The sequence below is a fragment of the Pseudomonas sp. RIT357 genome (assembly GCF_000632245.1).
GTDB lineage: Bacteria > Pseudomonadota > Gammaproteobacteria > Pseudomonadales > Pseudomonadaceae > Aquipseudomonas > Aquipseudomonas sivasensis.
This window is the reverse complement of sequence record NZ_JFYX01000028.1, coordinates 1-17,819: the sequence shown is the minus strand read 5'-3', so window position 1 is coordinate 17,819 and position 17,819 is coordinate 1. Positions and strand designations below refer to the sequence as shown.

Here is a 17,819-nt window from a genome sequence, read left to right as displayed (position 1 = left end):
GCATTTCTTCAGATAAACCCCGGGGGCAGGTTTTGGGGCCGCTTCGCAGCCCAGCGCGGGGCAAGCCCGCTCACTACAAAGAACATGCCCACTCTCGTAATGCAGCCTTCAGCCCCGGCTTTGGCAATCGCTCCAAACCTGGCGAATCAACCCCTGCAGCCTCAATGCCTCGGCCCAGTGTGAGCTTGCTTCTGAGATGGGTTTGCTTCTGAGATGAGTTGCCTCTGTGGGGAGTTTACCTCTGTGGTGAGTTTGCTTCTGTGGTGAGCGGGCTTGCCCCGCGCTGGGCTGCGAAGCGGCCCCATTGAGAACACCGCGTTTCTTCAGGTAAATCCGGGGGGCAGGTTTTGGGGCCGCTTCGCAGCCCAGCGCGGGGCAAGCCCGCTCACTACGAAGAACATGCCCACGCTCGTAATGCAGCCTTCAGACCCGGCTTTGGCAATCGCTCCAAACCTGGCGAATCATTCTCTGCAGCTTCAACGCCTCGGCCCAACGATCACTTATTTCACGCCCGTCCGCACCGGTAATCGCATACGGCGGCGGGCCCAGTTCGCAGGTGAACGACAGACTCTGCCCCGTGTCGGGGCGGGCCAACCAGTCTTCAATACCGTAGCGCCACCAGCCGGTAAACCGTTCGACCCAGGCGTGATGCTGGGGGAATTCCATTGAGACCTGAACCTGCTCGCTGCTGGCCACGCGCCCATGAAAGCCCCAACTGTGACGCAGGATCGTGCGGATCTGTTCATCGTCCTCCACCGCGCCCGGTTCGGGCAATTCGCGTCCGACCACGTAGTGGGACAGGTCGGCCAGCAACTTCAAGTCGGGCATTTGCGCCAGCAGGTCGAGGGTGAACAGCAGGTCGTTGGTCAGGCGATAACGGTGGGTTTCCAGCAGTACCGGGAAATCCACCTGCTCGGCCAGGCGCTGCCAACCTTCGACCAGCCGCGCCGCGTCGGCCTGGGTGCGCGGGCGTACGTCGGCTTGCAGGGTGAGGTGGTGGCAGCCGTAGCGGCTGATCACATCCAGTGCAGCGGCCAGATCGTCCACCGACTGTGGGAAAAGCTGGCCTTCGATCTGTAAGCCCCGCGCCGTGGCCGCGGCGTGCAGGCGTGTCACCGCGGCGGGCGTCCAGTAGTGATCGGTGATGCCGTCGAAGCCGGCAGCGGCGATTCGATCCAACTGCGCTTCAAGCGGACCGGGCTCGGTTTGCATGGCCCACAGGGATTGGAACACTAGGAATCGGCGCATATCAGCCTCGCAGCAATTGTTTAAGGGACAGTTCAGGGTCCGCCAGGCTGGACGGGTTGAGCACAGTGCGCGCGGTGATCAGGCGCTCACACAGCTTGATGTCCTTGGCGACGCTGTTGCCGGGCGCCCAGCCGCACGCACCTTGCAACCGCGCGTCAGCATCGAGGTAGAACAGCAACAGGCCGCCGGCTGGCAAGACGCGACTGATCATGTGCGGGGTGATCACGCCCACGGTCTGCAAGCCCCAGTCGTACTGGTCGGACCAGAAGCCGGGGATCGCCTCAAAGGGGACCTCGCGCCCCAGCATATTGAGTGCGGCATGCCGCCCCTGAGCCTCGGCGTTGCGCCAGGTTTCCTGGCGTTGGTACTCGCCGCCGAGGCGAAACTCGCAAACGTCACCTGCCGCGTAGATGCCCGGCGCACTGGTGCGTAAATGCGCGTCAACGCGAATGCCCTGCCCCACCTCCAGCCCCGCCGCCACGGCCAGCTCGATGTTCGGTTGCATGCCGATGCCGACCACCACCAGGTCACACGGCAGCACCTGCCCGTCGACCAGTCGCACGGCATCGCCATGGATGGATTCCAGCGCCACGTTCAAGCGCACGTCCACGCCTTGCTGGCGGTGCAGATCCAGCAGCGCCTGGCTGATCACCGGCGGCAACACGCGGCCGGCCAGGCGCGGCCCAGCTTCGAGCACCGTGACTTCGCAGTGCATGCCTCGGGCAGTCGCGGCCACTTCCAGGCCGATAAAGCCGCCGCCGACAATCACCAGTTTCACGCCGGGCTGCAACGCGGATTTCAGTGCCAGCGCTTCATCGTGGGTGCGCAGGTACAGCACGTTGGCCTGTTCCTGGGGCAGACGCCGCGCCCTGCCCCCGGTAGCCAGCAACAGGCCGGCGTAGGACAGCCACTGGCCGTCGGCCAATTGCAGACGCTGTTTAAGCGGGTCCAATTGGCTGACGGGGTTACCCGCGATATGTTCGATGCCCAACTCGGCCAGCCGGGCGCTGTCGCACAGGCTGCATCCCGCCAGGTCCATGCTGCCCTGCAACAACCCCTTGGACAGGGGCGGCCGCTCGTAGGGCAAGTGCGGCTCGTCGCCGATCAGGATCAGGCGTGCGGTATAACCCTCTTCGCGCAGGGTCAGCGCCGCACGGCCACCAGCATGGCCGGCGCCGACGATGATCAAGGGTGCGTTCATGATCACGCCGTGACAGCGAGCAGTACCCGCCCCGCTTCGACCCGCACCGGGTAGGTCTTGAGATTGACGCACACCGGCGCGCCCATGGCCTTGCCGGTGCGGTAATCGAAGCGTCCGTTGTGCTTGGGGCATTCGATGATGTGGTCCATCACCAGGCCATCAGCGAGGTGGATTTTCTCGTGGGTGCACAGGCCTGCTGTGGCGAAAAACTCATTGTCCGCCGAGCGGTAAACCGCGTAGGTGTGCGGCCCGTGATCGAAGCGCAGCACATCTTCTTCGTCTATTTCGCCCACGGCGCAGACGTCGATCCATTGATCGTTCATGGCGTTTTCTCTTGTTATAGATGAGGTTCAGCTGGCGGCGGCTTCGGCATGCATTGGGGCGCGGGCAGTCGGTTCCGCACTCGGGCCAATCGGCCTCTGGATGAAATATGTCGGGTCGCTGCGCTGCTTCAGGATCGTCGGAATGATCTCTCTGTACGCCTCGAAAATAGTGGCGTATGGCGGTGGGCAGTCATTGCGGATTTCCTCGTGCAACTGCGCAAGGGCGTGGTACGGCACCATCGGGTACATGTGGTGTTCGAGGTGGTAGTTCATGTCCATGTAGAGAAAGCGCAGCACGCGGTTCATGTAGATGGTGCGGCAGTTGCTGCGGTGGTCGAGCACGTCTTCGGCCAGGCCCACATGCTGGGTGAGGCCAAACAGGTAGCCGAGCCAGGCGCCGTAGATACTCGGCAGCCCAACCAGCATCAGCGGCAACCAGCTGTGCAGGTACAACGCGGTGCCGATGACCACCGCATAAATGCCGACCCAGATCCGCGCGGTGCGGAACACCTTGGGCCATTCGGACTCGGGGATAAAGTCCGCTTCCTGGGCACTCATCTGGCCGGCCGCATGGCGCGCCACCCCGCTGAAGGTCTTCCAGGCCAGCGGCAAATTGAACAGGCTCAGAAACATCATCAAGAAGCTCGGCGGACGCGGTTCGACAATCTCCGGATCGCGGCCGACCACAATGGTGTCGGTGTGGTGCCGGGCATGACTCCAGCGCCAGACGTGGGGTTCGAAGATGCACATAAAACTCGCGACCTGGTACAGCACGTCGTTCATCCAGCGGGTCTTGAACGCGGTGCCGTGGCCGGTTTCATGCCAGCGCGGGTTGGACGCGGTGCCGTAGAGCACCCCATAGGCGAGGAAAAACGGCACGCAGGCCCAAGTGCCCCAGAACCAGTAGCCGCCGAAGCCGGTGGCGAACAGCGCGCTCACCCAGAGGGCGGTGTCGCGCAAGGCCGGGCCGTCGCGGCGTTGCATCAGTTCTTTCATGCGTTTACGGGAAATCGGCGATTGGTACCAACTGGCCGAGACCAGGCCTTTTTCAGCGGCGCGGGCGGCTTCGGGGCCGGTGAGGCTGTAGTCGCGCCGAGCGCTATGAACGGTGTGTTCGGGCATTGTTATTGTTCTCCGCAAGCGTTGGTTTCAGGTGCTTTGCGAAACCAACGATAGAGCGCAGCTAAATCACCCTCAAGGCCTTGAATCCATTCCCTATCAAGCTATCATCCAGGCCCAGCGGGGCTTGATAGTTTTCTATCAAGACGCTCAAGGGGGCTGTCATGAACAACAATAAACGCCCAACCATCGCCACCGTCGCCGCCCAGGCGGGCCTGAGTGTGGCCACCGTCGACCGGGTATTGAACGCACGCGCGCCGGTCAATCCGCAGACCGCCGAACAGGTGTTCCAGGCCGCCGAAGCCGTGGGCTACTTTGCTGCGCGGCTGATCGGCCAACGCATCCGCGAACGCCGGCCCACCTATCGCTTCGGCATCCTGTTGCTGGGTACAGCCCAGGCGTTCTATGCCAACTTGGCGCAGGCGATTGCCGCTGCCGCCGAGCATCACGGCACCGCCAACCTGACCTGCCAATTCGACTACATCAACGACCGCACACCCAGCGCCATCGTCACGCAGATCGAACAACTCGCCGTGCAGTGTGATGCCCTGGCGGTGGTCAGCTTTGCCCACCCGCTGATCAATGCTTGCCTGGCGCAGATCCGCGAAGCTGGCGTGCCGGTGGTCGCCCTGCTCTCGGATATCCACGAGCACGCCTTGGAACCTTATGTCGGCCAGGACAACCACGTGGTCGGACGCACCATGGGCTGGTTGCTCGCCCGCACCTGTGGCGCACGCAAAGGCAGCGTCGGGATTTTATTGGGCGGCCACCGGTTTCTGGGGCATCAGGCACGGGTCGAGGGCCTGCACAGCTACCTGGCCGAACACGCACCTGGGCTCAAGCCACTTGAACCACTGATCAACCTGGACAACTGCGACATCACCGAAGAAGCCACCCTCGATCTGCTCGCCCGCCACAGCGACCTGCGCGGCCTGTGCGTGGTGGGCGGCGGCGGCGACGGCATCATCAGCGCCCTGGCGCAGTTGCCCAAGCGCCCGGCGTTGTGCTGCATTTTGCAGGAGTCCACGGAGCTGTCTCGCCAGGCGCTGCGCCAGGGGTTGGTTGATGTGGTGATGGACTCGCAGCCACGGCAGACGGCGGTGGCACTGGTGGAGTTGTTGGTGCAATTGCAGAGTGCCGAGGGGTTTGATCCGGTGCGGCATCGGGTGCATATAGCGCCGCAGATTGTGACTTCCGAAAATATGTGTGACTGAAGCGATTGCCCGGAACAGGCCTAGGTCTCTACACACCTTCCAGTGGATGCGGAGTCTATGGCAAACGCGCTGTTGTGGAGAGCGGGCTTGCCCCGCGCTGGGCTGCGAAGCGGCCCCCATTGAGAACACCGCATTTCTTCAGGTAAATCCCGGTGCAGGTTTTGGGGCTGCTGCGCAGCCCAGCGCGGGGCAAGCCCGCTCACCACAAAGAATGTGCCCGCTCTCGTAATGCCGCCTTCAGACCCGGGTTTGGCAATCGTTCCAAACCTGGCGAATCAACCCCTGCAGCTTCAACGCCTCGGCCCAGCTTGAGCTTGCTTCTGTGGTGAGCTTGCCTCTGTGCTGAACTTGCCTCTGTGGTGAGCTTGCCTCTGTGGTGAGCTTGCCTCTGTGGTGAGTTTGCTTCTGTGGTGAGTTTGCTTCTGTGGTGAGTTTGCTTCTGTGGTGAGCGGGCTTGCCCCGCGCTGGGCTGCGAAGCGGCCCCAAAACCTTCACCTCGATTGTTCCTGGCACTCTGCGGTGACCTTAGTGGGGCAAGCCCGCTCACCACAGAGTTAGGTGTCAGCGGTTAAGCGTTGTGTAGCGCAAGTGCAATCGTCGCCCCCCCGCCCACACTTAGTCCTCATATGCCTCGGAAATCCCCGGCGCTCAGCCCGAATCGGCTCATTTTGTTGTATAGCCCACCCCGCGATACGTTCAGCTGTTTCGCGGCCAGGCGGATGTTGCCGCCGGTGCTTTTGAGTGCGGTGACGATGGCGTGCATTTCGTGGCTGCTCAGGTCCTGGGCGGGTTGCGGTTCATAGGTTCGGGCCAACGGGCGAGGCTTGGTTTCCAAGGGCAGATCGGCCGGCTGGATCCACTCGCTCATGGCCAGGTTGGTCGCCCGTTCGATGGCGTTTTCCAACTCCCGCACATTGCCTGGCCAGCCGTGGGCCGAGAGCACCGCCAACGCATCCGGCGAAAAACCCTGCACCGATTTACGCAACGAGCGCGCACAGCGCGTGAGGAAGTGCCGCGCCAGTATCGGGATGTCTTCACGGCGCATGCGCAGCGGCGGCACGGTCAGGTTCAGCACATTGAGGCGGTAGTAGAGGTCTTCGCGGAATGCGCCCTCGGCCACCGCCTGGCTGAGGTTGCGGTGGGTGGCGGCGATGATGCGCACATCCACTGGCCGTGCGCTTTTTGCCCCGACCCGTGCAATTTCACCTTCCTGCAACACCCGCAGCAAGCTGACCTGGGCGTCGAAGGACATGTCGCCGATCTCATCCAGGAAAATAGTGCCGCCATCCGCCAGTTCAAACTTGCCCGCCGAGCCGCCACGGGCCGAGCCGGTGAACGCGCCTTCGACATGGCCGAACAGTTCACTCTGCACCAGATCCCGTGGAATCGCGCCGCAGTTGACCGCCACAAACGGGCCATTGCAGCGCTCGCTGGCGTTGTGAATCGCCTGGGCGAACAACTCCTTGCCGGTGCCGCTTTCCCCCAGGATCAGCGTGGTGGCATCACTGCGACTGGCGATGCGCGCCAAGTGCAGCGCGTCCTGGATGGCCCGCGACGTGCCCTGAATGGTGTCGAACGTGTAGCGCGCCTGGCTGCCGACAAGACGCCGAGTAATTTCGCGGATGCGCCGGTTCTCGCGCAGCGACACGATCACCCCGCCCTGCTCCAGCGGACACACCGAGACCAGGCACGCCAGTTGGCTGCGGTCGTGCAGGTGGAAGGTGCAATCAAGGTCGCGCACCGGCTCACCCAGCGCGTCGCTTAATTCACTGCGGCCCAGACGCTGGAAGGGGCTGCCCACCAACTCCGGTCCCACCTGGAACAACTGCCGGGCGTAGCGGTTGAGCGCCTTGATGCAGCCGCGCTCGTCCAGCACCACCAGGCCCTCGTTAAGGACTTCGAGTACGGCCTGTTGTTCTTGCAGCAATGCGTGCAGGGCCATCTGCCGTGACACCGCTTCAGCGGCGGCTTGCACGGTGCCCAGGGTATGGAAATGAAACCATCCGGGTTCGGCGGTCAGCGTGAGCATCGCCAAGGTCTGGCCCTGGGCATTCTTGATCGGCGCGGCGGCGCAGTGCATGCGGCGCTGGCGCAGGCCGACAGCGAAGTTTTCTTCGGCCAGCACGTACACGAGGCGGTCTTCGGCAAGGGCCAGGCCGGTGCAGTTGGTGCCCTGTACCGACTCCGACAGGCGACTGCCCACGGGCGTGATGTCCAGTCCGCAGAAATACAGGGTGGTGCCTTCGGCATCGGTGAGGTTGATATGCCCGCGCGGGTTGTAGGCCAGCAGGCCATGCATGACCTGGGCAGCGGCCGCGATCAACACGCGGTGGCTGGCCAGGGTGGCGGCCAGGATGTGAGGGTCGACGAAACGGTACTGGCTGTCGGCAGGATCGATACCTGCCTCGACGCTGCGGCGCCAGGAATCCCAGATCATCTGGCGGACGTCGGCCGGGCGTTCGACCCAATGCTCCTGGCAACCCCGCCACGCCCGCTCCAATGCATCGACCGGGCCGTCATTCAGCGCAGCAGGCCCGAGCGCTGTCAGGTAGTCGAGGTCTTGTACGCTGAACGCCATGCTCATCACGTTTATCCATGTTCATGTTTTTGACATGCCAGTATAGACATGTCATCAAAATGAACACTTTTTGTTTAATAAGTCCGTTTAATCCCTTAACTATCAACACCTTATAAATTGGCACAGCCTTTGCTCCTACCCCTTTGCCCATCAGGACTGTCCTGAGGCCAACAATAAGAAGGGGTCACCACATGAGTACACAGAACATTCGCCTGGGCTTGATCGGCGCTGGTCGCATGGGCAGCTTTCACGGCCTGACTGCCGCGCGACATATCCCCGGTGCCAGCCTCGCCGCCATTGCCGACCCAACCCCAGGCCAAGCCGCACGCCTGGCAGCGGAGCTGGGTGTGGACAAGATCTACACCGACCCGCAACAGCTGCTTGACGACCCGAACATCGACGGCGTGCTGATCGCCGCCCCTGCCCGCAGCCACGCCGACCTGGTAATCAGCGCCGCCCGTGCCGGCAAAGGGATCTTCTGCGAAAAACCCATGGCCATCACCCTGGATGAGGCCGACCGCGCCATCGCTGCCGCCGCCGATGCCCGCGTGCCCTTGCAGGTCGGCTTCAACCGCCGCTTCGCCAAGAGCTTTCGCACCGCGCACCTCGACGTGCTGGCCGGCCGTATCGGCACCCCACAACTGCTACGCTCGCTGACTCGTGACCCGGCGCTGAACAACCCAGCCAACTCGCCACAATGGGTAATCTTCCTCGAAACCCTGATCCACGACTTCGACACACTGCGCTACCTCAACCCCGGTGCCGAGGCGGTAGCAGTACAGGTGATGGCTGACGCCCTGATCGCACCGGAATTCAAAAGCAGAGGCTTTCTCGACACCGCAGTGGTCACGATCCGCTTCGATAACGGTGCGATTGCCACCGCCGAAGCCAACTTCCAGGCCGTGTATGGCTACGATGTGCGCGGCGAAGTCTTCGGCAGCGCCGGCATGCTGACCATGGGCGGCGTGCAGGAATCCGACCTGGTGCGCTACCTGGCCCAAGGCATTCAAGCCGACACCCAGCGCCTGGACACCGACCTGCTGCGCGATGCTTACATTGCCGAACTCAACCACTTCGTAGACTGCCTGCGCACTGGCGCCAAACCCCTGGCCAGCGGCGAAGATGCGCGCGCGGCCCTGGCGATTGCTCGTGCGTGCATCACGTCGTACGAGCAAGGCAAGGCGGTGGCCGTATGATCCCGTTCAAGCTGGCGATCAGCGCTGAGATGGTGTTCCTCGACCTGCCCTTCGTCGAGCGCGTCAAACGCATTCATGCACTGGGCTTCAGCGCCGAAATCTGGGACTGGACCAACAAGGACATCAACGCCCTGGTGGCCACCGGTGCCGATTTCACCTCGATGACTGGCTACATCAGCGGTACCCTCACCGACCCCGATGGCATCCGCCAATTGCTCGACAGCGCCCGGGAATCCTTGGGCATCGCCGAACGCCTGAATTGTCCCAGTCTGAACCTGCACGGTACCGGCCTGGGCGAAGGCGGCCTGCCAGTGCAGCCCGCGAGCCAGACCACCGGCCGCATGTGGCTGAGCGCCTGCAAGACCCTGGAGAAAATTGCACGCCTGGGTGAAGACGCTGGCCGCGTGTTCCTGCTGGAAAACCTCAACACCGAAGTCGACCACCCTGGCGTTCCGTTCGCCCGGGCCGAGGACACGCTGGCGCTGATCGAAGCCGTGGGCAGCCCGCACGTCAAGATGAACCTGGACCTCTACCACGCACAAATCGGCGAAGGAAACCTGATCGAACTGATTCAGCGCGCAGGCAGCGCCATCGGTGAAATCCAGGTAGCCGACGTGCCCGGACGTAAAGAGCCTGGCACGGGAGAAATCCACTACCCGGCCATCGCCAGGGCCTTGCACGACATAGGCTACAGTGGCGTCGTCGGCCTGGAAGGGTGGGCCAGCGGCGACAGCAAGTTAGCCCTGGAACGCTTCCGTCAAGCATTCACCCTATAACAATAAAAGGACCCCTCTCATGCATCGTTATTCATTGATCGTTGCCACGCTGTTGCTGTTGGTCAGCCCATGGTCCTTCGCCGATTACCGTATTGGCGTGAGCATTGCCAGGGTCGACGATAACTTCATGACCTACGTGCGCAACGGCTTGGACAGTGCTGCCAAACAGCACGGCGTACAGATCCAGTTCGAAGACGCCCAGGGCGACGTGGTGCGCCAACTCAATCAGGTCGAAGGTTTTCTCAATCAGAAAGTCGACGCGGTCATCGTACTGCCGGTGGACACCTCCGCCACCGCCAACATGACGCGCGCGGCAGTGGCGGCCAAGACACCTTTGGTGTACGTCAACCGCCACCCGGATGAACGCACGCTGCCCAAGGGCGTGGTAACAGTGGCCTCCAACGACATTGAGGCCGGGCAATTGCAGATGCGCTACCTGGCGGAAAAACTCGGCGGCAAGGGCACCGTGGCGATCATCATGGGCGACCTTGCGCAGAACGCCACCCACGACCGTACTGAAGGCGCCAAGCAGGTGCTCAAGGAGTTTCCGGGCATGAAGGTGGTGGAGCAGCAAAGCGCCGAATGGCAACGCAGCAAAAGCATGGACCTAACCAGCAACTGGCTGCTGGCGGGCACGCAGTTCGATGCCATCGTGGCCAACAACGATGAAATGGCGATTGGCGCGGCCATGGCGTTGCAGCAATCGGGCAAGGCCAAGGGCGAAGTGGCGATTGTCGGTATCGACGGTTTGCCGGACGGGCTGGCGGCGGTCAAGCGGGGGATGCTGGCGGCGTCGGTGTTCCAGGACCCCAAGGCCCAGGCGAGCAAGGCCGTGGAGTCGGCAATCAAGATGATCAAGGGTGAGCCGATTGAGTCGGAGGTGTGGGTGCCGTTCGAACTCATCAAACCTGAACAGGTGGCGGTGTTCGAACAGCGCTACAAATAAAATCGAAGATAAGGACATCCAAGTGTGGGAGGGGGCTTGCCCCCGATAGGAGTAGGTCAGTTGATACATCCGTGACTGATCCACCGCTATCGGGGGCAAGCCGCCTCCCACACTTGGATCTCAATCAGTCCAGGTCGCTCGCGTCATGCCGCTCGGCCAACTGTTCCTGGGGTTCGCCAGACACCCGATTCACCCGCCGGCCACGCTGCACCGCCGGCCGTGCATCAATCGCATCGGCCCAGCGCTGCACATGCTTGTACTCATGCACCGACAAAAATTCCGCAGCTCCATACAAGCGGCCTTTGACCAACCCGCCGTACCACGGCCAGATCGCAATGTCGGCAATGGTGTATTCATCACCGGCAATGTACTCACTCACCGCCAGGCGCTTATCCAGCACGTCCAGCTGACGCTTGGCCTCCATGGCGAAGCGGTTGATCGGGTATTCCATCTTGCTCGGCGCGTACGCGTAGAAATGCCCGAAGCCACCGCCCAGGTAGGGCGCGCTGCCCATCTGCCAGAACAACCATGACAAACACTCCGCACGGGCCGCAGGCTCGGTGGGGAAGAACGCGCCGAACTTCTCGGCCAGGTAGTGTAGGATCGCGCCGGACTCGAACACACGAATCGGCGTGGGCCCGCTGTGGTCCATCAAGGCGGGGATCTTGGAGTTCGGGTTCACGCCGACAAAGCCGCTGCCAAACTGATCGCCGTCGCCGATCTTGATCAGCCAGGCGTCGTATTCCGCACCGCTGTGCCCCAGGGCCAGCAACTCTTCGAGCAGGATAGTGACCTTCTGCCCGTTGGGCGTGGCCAGGGAGTACAGCTGCAACGGGTGCTTGCCGATGGGCAGTTCTTTGTCGTGGGTCGCACCGGCGATGGGCCGGTTGATGCTGGCGAAGGTGCCGCCGCTTTCGGTTTCCCAGGTCCAGACTTTCGGGGGTACATATTCGGTCATGCTTACGGCTCCAGAAGCGTTTGCGATCAGCGAAGCGCTTGAGACTAAACCAAAGACGGGTGGTGCGTCACACTCCCCGCCGCAGCGTGCCGGGGCACCTGCACTCGCAGTGCGATCAACAAGGCCGCCAGCAGCATCAAGCAACCCGCGCCCAGAAACCCCCCGTCGATGCCGGTGGCACTGAACATCGCGCCCCCCCCCGCCGCACCCGCCGCGATGGCCGATTGCACCGAAGCGACCACCATGCCACCGGCACTTTCGGCCTGATCCGGCACCGCACGCGCCACCCAGTTCGACCACGCCACCGGCACCCCGCCAAAGGCCATGCCCCACAGCGCCAGGAGCAATGCCTGACCCGGCAGTGACGCGGGCAGCAACACCAGGGCCAACGCAGCGACGCCCACCAGGACCGGCATCAACACCAGGGTTCCCCGCGGGTTGCGCACCAGCAACCACCCGGCCAGCAGCGTACCGACAAAATTCGCCGCGCCAAACCCCAGCAGCATCAACGCCAGCCCTTGGGTGCCGACCCCGGTGGCGCTTTCCAGAAACGGGCGAATGTAGGTAAACAGCGCGAAGTGCCCGGTGTGCACCAGCACGCAGCCGAACATGCCGATGGCAATGCCGGGGCGCAGTAGTACATCAAGCACGGTGCGCAGGCGCGCGGTGCCGCTGGGTGCCAGGCGCGGCAGCGTGAACAGCTGGAAGGCCAGGGTCACCACGCCGACGGCGGCCGCAGCCACAAATGCACTGCGCCAGCCATACAGGTCCCCCAGGTAGCTGCCCAATGGCACCGCGACCACGGTACCCACCGCAATGCCGCTGAAGATGATCGACAAGGCACGTGGCAGCAACGCCGCCGGTACCAGACGCATCGCAACGGCCGCCGCCATGCTCCAGAAACCGCCGAGGGCAATGCCCAGCAGGATGCGCATCAACAACAGCACCAGGAGGCTGGACGAGAACGCCACCAGCAGGTTGGACGCAATCATCAGCGTGGAGAACCCCAACAGCACCAGGCGCCGGTCAATGCCGCGCGTCAAGCCAGGTACCAGCAAACCGGCGAACAACGCCACCACTGCCGTGACCGTGACCGCTTGCCCGGCCAACGCTTCCGACACGCCCAGGTCCAAGGCCATCGGCGTCAGCAGGCTGGCCGGCAGGTACTCCGCCGTGAGCAGGCCGAACACGCCCATCGCCAGGGAAAACACCGCCATCCAGGCCGGCGTGGTCGGTTCTGCCCTGCCATCGACAGGGGCATGGGACACACAATCATTCATCACAAGACATCCTCAGGCATTTACGTGATGGCCAGTCTAGGTATGCCCATCAGGATGATCTATGATTCAAACCCTTGAGTTCTTGACCGAAACCCCGAATATGCCAGTCGACAACGCATTCAACCTGTCCTCCGAGCTGATCAATGAGCTGCTGCGCAGCATGCGCCTGCGCGGCGTGCAATACCGGCGCATCCAGGCCGGGCCGGTGTTCGGTATCAGCTTTGCGGCCAAGCCCGGCCACGCGTATTTCCATTTCCTGGCCGCCGGCTGCGCGACCCTGCGCCTGCACGACGGCAGCCTCTTTGAGTTGTCGGCTGGCAATGCGGTGTTTATCGCCCACGGCGGCGCCCATGCGCTGTTATCCAAACCGGATGACCCCGTGCAGGACATCGCCAGCTTCGACGCTGCACCGCTGGGCGATACCGTGTGCGCGGTGAATGCCTCGCCCTTTGCTCCCTCCAGCACCCTGCTGTTCAGCGCCTGCATGGAGTTCGAGCTCGACAGCATCCAGGGCCTCGGCAACCTGATGCCGGCCTTGATGCTGATCGACGCCGGCGGCCAGCGTTACCCCGGCTTGATGCCGATCCTGGCGGTGATGGAACGCGAAGTCTCCAGCGCCCGCGTCGGTTATGCCGGCATCCTTGCGCGCCTGGCCGATGTGGTGGCGGCGATGATCGTGCGGGGCTGGGTCGAGTGCGCCTGCGCCAATGCTTCGGGCCTCGCGGCCGCGTTGCGCGACACCCGCCTGGCCGGCGCCCTGCTCGCCCTGCACCAGCAACCGGGGCGCGACTGGAGCGTGGCCGAACTGGCGGCGCACTGTCATACCTCACGCTCGGTGTTCGCGGATCGTTTCCAGGCGACCCTGGGGGTACCGCCGCTGCGTTACGTGACCGAACTGCGCATGCGCCTCGCCAGCCAGTGGCTGACCCTGGAGCGGCTGCCCATCGAAGAAGTGGCGTACCGCCTCGGCTATACCTCCCAGGCGGCCTTCAGTCGCGCCTACAAACGCATCACCGGGCAACCGCCGGGCGCCAGCCGCCAAGGCTTCAGGAGCCCGGCATGAACGCCGGGCTGGAAGACATCCTCGCCGACCACCTGAACGTGGTGTTCTGCGGCATCAACCCCGGCAAGGGTTCCGCCGCCCTCGGCCTGCACTTCGCCAACCGCAGCAACCGCTTCTGGCGCGCCTTGCATCTGGCCGGGTTCACCCCCCACGAAATCCGCCCCGAACACGGCCGCACGCTGTTGCACTACCACTGCGGCCTGACCACGTTGGTGGAACGCCCCACGGCCAGCGCGGACGAATTGGCACGGCATGAGTTCACCCAGGCCGCGACGGGCTTCGAACAGAAGATCCGCCACTGCGCGCCGCGCTTCGTAGCGTTCCTGGGCAAGCCCGGCTACAGCGCATTGAGCGGCCAGCGCGAGATCGCCTGGGGCTTGCAGCCAACGGTGTTGGGCGGTGCGTCAGTGTGGGTGCTGCCCAACCCCAGCGGACGCAACCTGGCGTTCAGCCTGGAGCAGTTGGTGCAGGCGTATCAACAATTGCGCCGGGCGACCGAGTGCCCTTAGTCTCTTGAGCTCATCACCCTGATAGCAATGGAGGCTTCATGAAACTGGTCGGCATGCTGGACTCGCCTTACGTACGCCGCGTGGCAATTTCCCTGGATCTGTACGGGGTGAGTTTTGTGCATGAACCCTTGTCCGTGTTCAGCACCTTCAACGAATTTGCGCAGATCAATCCGGTGGTCAAGGCCCCTACCCTGGTGCTGGACGATGGCACGGTATTGATGGATTCCAGCTTGATCCTGGAGTACCTCGAAGCCTTGGCCCCGTCGGACAAAAAGCTGCTGCCCCTGCAACCTGCGGCACTTGCCAAAGACTTGCACGTTCTGGGACTGGCGCTGGCGGCCTGTGAGAAGAGCGTGCAGATCGTCTATGAGCACAACCTGCGCCCGGCCGAGAAGCTGCATGCGCCGTGGCTTGAGCGCGTGACCGGCCAATTGCTCGCGGCTTATGCGTTGCTGGACAAGCAGCTGGGCGACAGCGAAGCACTGACCCAGGCGTCGATTACGGCGGCGGTGGCGTGGTCGTTCAGCCAGTTCACAGTGGCGTCGGTGGTCAAGGCGGATGCATTCCCCAACCTGGCCCGGCATACCGAACGACTGGAGCAGCATGCGGCGTTCAAGCGTTACCCCATCGCCTAAGCACCGCAGTTCAAATGTGGGAGGGGGCTTGCCCCCGATAAGGGTGGGTCAGTCATAGAAGTACTGCCTGAACCACCGCTATCGGGGGCAAGCCCCCTCCCACATTGGTCTGTGTTGTCTGAGAGAGGGTGTTCGGCTCAGACCCAGCCGCCATCCACAATAAAATTCTGCGCCGAACACATCGCCGAGGCATCCGAGGCGAGAAACAACGCCATATTGGCGATGTGTTCCGGCAGGACGCTGCCGGGCAGGCACTGGCTGCGGGCGATCAGTTCCTTGGCCGCATCGTCCACCCACATCGCCAGTTGCTTCTCGGTCATGACCCACCCCGGCACCAACGTGTTGACGCGGATATGGTGAGGCCCCAACTCCCGCGCCAACCCCCGGGTCATGCCGTGGGCAGCGGCCTTGCTGGCGGCGTACACCGGGTAGCCGGCGGAAGCCATCATCCAGCCGACCGAGCCGAGGTTGATGATCGCGCCGCCGCCGGCAGCTTTCATCATCGGCACCACGGCCTTGGCCGCAAAGAAGGCGTGCTTGAGGTTGACCGAGATCAGCTTGTCGAAGGTGTCCGAGTCGACCTCTTCCAGGGTGTGACGCACGTCGTTGGCGGCGTTGTTCACCAACACGGTGATCGGCCCCAACGAATGCTCGAAACGCTCGATGGCGGCCTTGTAGGCGATTTCATCGGTGATGTCGCAGCACACGAATTCCACCGTATGCCCCTTCGAGCTCAACAACGCGGCCAGCCGATCGCCCTGGCTTTGCGCGCGGTCCACAAAACCGACCTTGGCGCCTTGCGCGGCAAAGGCCCGCACCATGAACTCACCGATGCCCGAAGCACCACCAGACACCAGCACGGTTTTGCCTTCAAGGTCCGGATAAACAGCCTGCGCAGTACTCATATAACGGTTGCCTCGATCAATTAGTCTTATTTTATTTTACGAAATTGGCGTTAAAGGCTATAAATTCGCTGTCACACCAACAAAATATCGCTATTAGTAGAACTATTCCACTCAAAACAACAAAAGGAAGTTCGACCATGAAGCACCCTCGATACCTGCTGTCTGGCCTGGCGCTGTCCATGATGATCGCCAGCGGCGGCGCCCAGGCGGCCGGCCTGAGCAGCGAGCAAAAACCTTTCGGTAAAACCAACGACGGCACCGCCGTCGAACAATACATTTTGCGCAACAGCCACGGCATGCAAGCCACGGTGATTACCTACGGCGGCGTCTTGCAGTCGCTGAAAGTGCCGGACAAACACGGCAAGGTCGACGATGTAGTGCTGGGCTTTGACGACGTGCAAGGCTATCAGAGCGGTACGGCATTCTTTGGCGCGACCATCGGCCGCTTTGGCAACCGCCTGGCCGGTGGCGCCTTTGAACTCGACGGCAAGCGCTTCCAGGTGCCGCTCAACGATGGCCCCAACTCGCTGCATGGCGGTGCCCAGGGCTTCGACAAGCAGGTGTGGAAGGCCGAGACGGTCAAGGACAAGGACTCAGTCGGCGTGAAGCTGAGCTACCTGTCCAAGGACGGCGAGATGGGTTTCCCCGGTAATCTGAAAACCGAGGTCACATACCGCCTCAACGACAAGAACGAACTGCACATCGACTACACCGCCACCACCGATAAACCTACGGTGCTCAACCTCACCAATCACAGCTACTTCAACCTCGCCGGTGCAGGCAATGGCGACATTCTCAAGCAAGTCGCGACCTTGCACGCCAGTCATTACACGCCAGTGAATGCCACCCTGATTCCTACCGGCGAACTGGCGCCCGTCAAGGGCACGCCGATGGACTTCCTGAAACCGACGCCGATCGGCCAGCACATCAAGGAGGATCATCCGCAGCTCAAATTTGCCGAGCCAAAGCAAGGTGGGTTTGACTTCAACTGGGCGCTGGACACCAAGGGGGACGTGAAGCAACTCGCCGCCGAGGTGCATGACCCAGAATCAGGCCGGCGTTTGCAGCTCTACACCAGCGAACCGGGCGTGCAGTTCTATACCAGCAACTTCCTTGATGGTTCGGTGAAGGGTAAAGGCGGCAAGACTTACCTGCACTGGAGTGGGTTTACCTTGGAGACCCAGCACTTTCCGGATGCGCCTAACCAGCCGAAGTTTGCCTCGACTCGGTTGAATCCAGGACAAACTTACAGCCAGAACACCGTGTTCAAATTCTCCGCCGATTAAAACTGTGGGAGGGGGCTTGCTCCCGATTGCAGTGTGTCAGCTACATATTCATTACCTGACCCACTGCTATCGGGAGCAAGCCCCCTCCCACATTTGGCCTTCATGGGGTTTGGTTCAGCGTTGTTTCATGCGGTCGATGACCACCGCCAACAACAGGATCGAACCGTAGATCACGTATTGATGAACCCAGGACAAACTTACAACCAAAACACCGTATTCAAACTCTCCGCCGATTAAAACTGTGGGAGGGGGCTTGCTCCCGATTGCAGTGTGTCAGCTACATATTCATTACCTGACCCACTGCTATCGGGAGCAAGCCCCCTCCCACATTTGGCCTTCATGGGGTTTGGTTCAGCGTTGTTTCATGCGGTCGATGACCACCGCCAACAACAGGATCGAACCGTAGATCACGTATTGATGAACCCAGGACAAACTTACAGCCAAAACACCGTGTTCTAATTCTCCGCCGATTAAAACTGTGGGAGGGGGCTTGCTCCCGATTGCAGTGTGTCAGCTACATATTCATTACCTGACCCACTGCTATCGGGAGCAAGCCCCCTCCCACATTTGGGCTTCATGGGG

General features: G+C 62.3%; 16 protein-coding genes. 8 read left to right on the top strand and 8 right to left on the bottom strand.

Translation table 11 applies throughout. The features are described 5' to 3' along the window. Positions 1 to 423 precede the first annotated feature (423 nt). From BW43_RS10025 to BW43_RS10040, 4 genes are read right to left on the bottom strand one after another with little or no spacing between them, the layout of a single operon-like run. Positions 424 to 1,248, bottom strand: a complete 825-nt coding sequence (locus tag BW43_RS10025) for a sugar phosphate isomerase/epimerase (protein ID WP_032888400.1) — start codon at positions 1,246 to 1,248, stop codon at positions 424 to 426. A 1-nt stretch (position 1,249) separates the two neighbouring features. Beyond that, positions 1,250 to 2,449, bottom strand: a complete 1,200-nt coding sequence (locus tag BW43_RS10030; RefSeq protein WP_032888398.1) for an NAD(P)/FAD-dependent oxidoreductase — start codon at positions 2,447 to 2,449, stop codon at positions 1,250 to 1,252. Between the two features lie 2 nt (positions 2,450 to 2,451). Continuing rightward, positions 2,452 to 2,772 carry a MocE family 2Fe-2S type ferredoxin gene (locus tag BW43_RS10035; RefSeq protein WP_032888397.1) on the bottom strand — a complete coding sequence of 107 codons (321 nt, stop codon included), beginning with the start codon at positions 2,770 to 2,772 and terminating at the stop codon, positions 2,452 to 2,454. Positions 2,773 to 2,799: 27 nt separating this feature from the next. Further along, on the bottom strand, positions 2,800 to 3,894 hold the full coding sequence (locus tag BW43_RS10040) for a fatty acid desaturase family protein (protein ID WP_032888396.1): 1,095 nt from the start codon (positions 3,892 to 3,894) through the stop codon (positions 2,800 to 2,802). 161 nt (positions 3,895 to 4,055) lie between these two features. Between BW43_RS10040 and BW43_RS10045 the strand changes: the two genes are divergently transcribed. Then, entirely contained in the window at positions 4,056 to 5,105 is a 1,050-nt protein-coding gene (locus BW43_RS10045; RefSeq protein ID WP_032888394.1) for a LacI family DNA-binding transcriptional regulator, read from the top strand. Between the two features lie 622 nt (positions 5,106 to 5,727). Here BW43_RS10045 and BW43_RS10050 read toward each other — a convergent pair. Further along, positions 5,728 to 7,689 (bottom strand): sigma-54-dependent Fis family transcriptional regulator, encoded by a 1,962-nt coding sequence (locus BW43_RS10050; protein WP_032888392.1) that lies wholly within the window; start codon positions 7,687 to 7,689, stop codon positions 5,728 to 5,730. Between the two features lie 185 nt (positions 7,690 to 7,874). On the opposite strand from BW43_RS10050, the gene BW43_RS10055 reads away from it, so the two are divergent. From BW43_RS10055 to BW43_RS10065, 3 genes are read left to right on the top strand one after another with little or no spacing between them, the layout of a single operon-like run. Continuing rightward, complete coding sequence (locus BW43_RS10055; RefSeq protein WP_032888390.1) at positions 7,875 to 8,879, top strand: Gfo/Idh/MocA family oxidoreductase; 1,005 nt, start codon at positions 7,875 to 7,877, stop codon at positions 8,877 to 8,879. After that, the gene (locus BW43_RS10060) at positions 8,876 to 9,655 is read left to right on the top strand and encodes a TIM barrel protein (protein ID WP_032888389.1); all 780 of its coding nucleotides are present in this window, start codon (positions 8,876 to 8,878) and stop codon (positions 9,653 to 9,655) included. Before BW43_RS10055 ends, BW43_RS10060 begins: the two co-directional genes overlap by 4 nt. Positions 9,656 to 9,674: 19 nt before the next feature. Continuing rightward, positions 9,675 to 10,601 (top strand): sugar ABC transporter substrate-binding protein, encoded by a 927-nt coding sequence (locus BW43_RS10065; RefSeq protein WP_032888387.1) that lies wholly within the window; start codon positions 9,675 to 9,677, stop codon positions 10,599 to 10,601. A gap of 124 nt (positions 10,602 to 10,725) precedes the next feature. Here the strand turns inward: BW43_RS10065 and yghU are convergent, their stop codons facing one another. Together yghU and BW43_RS10075 are read right to left on the bottom strand one after the other, a co-directional pair. After that, the gene (yghU, locus tag BW43_RS10070; protein WP_032888385.1) at positions 10,726 to 11,559 is read right to left on the bottom strand and encodes a glutathione-dependent disulfide-bond oxidoreductase; all 834 of its coding nucleotides are present in this window, start codon (positions 11,557 to 11,559) and stop codon (positions 10,726 to 10,728) included. Positions 11,560 to 11,603: 44 nt separating this feature from the next. Continuing rightward, positions 11,604 to 12,839 (bottom strand): MFS transporter, encoded by a 1,236-nt coding sequence (locus BW43_RS10075; RefSeq protein ID WP_032888381.1) that lies wholly within the window; start codon positions 12,837 to 12,839, stop codon positions 11,604 to 11,606. A 100-nt stretch (positions 12,840 to 12,939) separates the two neighbouring features. Here BW43_RS10075 and BW43_RS10080 point away from each other — a divergent pair, with 100 nt between their 5' ends. From BW43_RS10080 to BW43_RS10090, 3 genes are read left to right on the top strand one after another with little or no spacing between them, the layout of a single operon-like run. After that, entirely contained in the window at positions 12,940 to 13,902 is a 963-nt protein-coding gene (locus tag BW43_RS10080; protein WP_032888402.1) for an AraC family transcriptional regulator, read from the top strand. After that, complete coding sequence (gene mug, locus BW43_RS10085) at positions 13,899 to 14,411, top strand: G/U mismatch-specific DNA glycosylase (RefSeq protein WP_032888378.1); 513 nt, start codon at positions 13,899 to 13,901, stop codon at positions 14,409 to 14,411. Before BW43_RS10080 ends, mug begins: the two co-directional genes overlap by 4 nt. 38 nt (positions 14,412 to 14,449) lie before the next feature. After that, positions 14,450 to 15,046: a glutathione S-transferase gene (locus BW43_RS10090; RefSeq protein WP_032888375.1), complete on the top strand. Its 597-nt coding sequence runs from the start codon at positions 14,450 to 14,452 to the stop codon at positions 15,044 to 15,046. Between the two features lie 137 nt (positions 15,047 to 15,183). On the opposite strand, the gene BW43_RS10095 is transcribed toward BW43_RS10090, so the two are convergent. After that, on the bottom strand, positions 15,184 to 15,951 hold the full coding sequence (locus BW43_RS10095; protein WP_032888373.1) for an SDR family NAD(P)-dependent oxidoreductase: 768 nt from the start codon (positions 15,949 to 15,951) through the stop codon (positions 15,184 to 15,186). A gap of 137 nt (positions 15,952 to 16,088) precedes the next feature. On the opposite strand from BW43_RS10095, the gene BW43_RS10100 reads away from it, so the two are divergent. Beyond that, positions 16,089 to 17,237: an aldose epimerase family protein gene (locus BW43_RS10100; protein ID WP_032888370.1), complete on the top strand. Its 1,149-nt coding sequence runs from the start codon at positions 16,089 to 16,091 to the stop codon at positions 17,235 to 17,237. Positions 17,238 to 17,819: the final 582 nt, after the last annotated feature.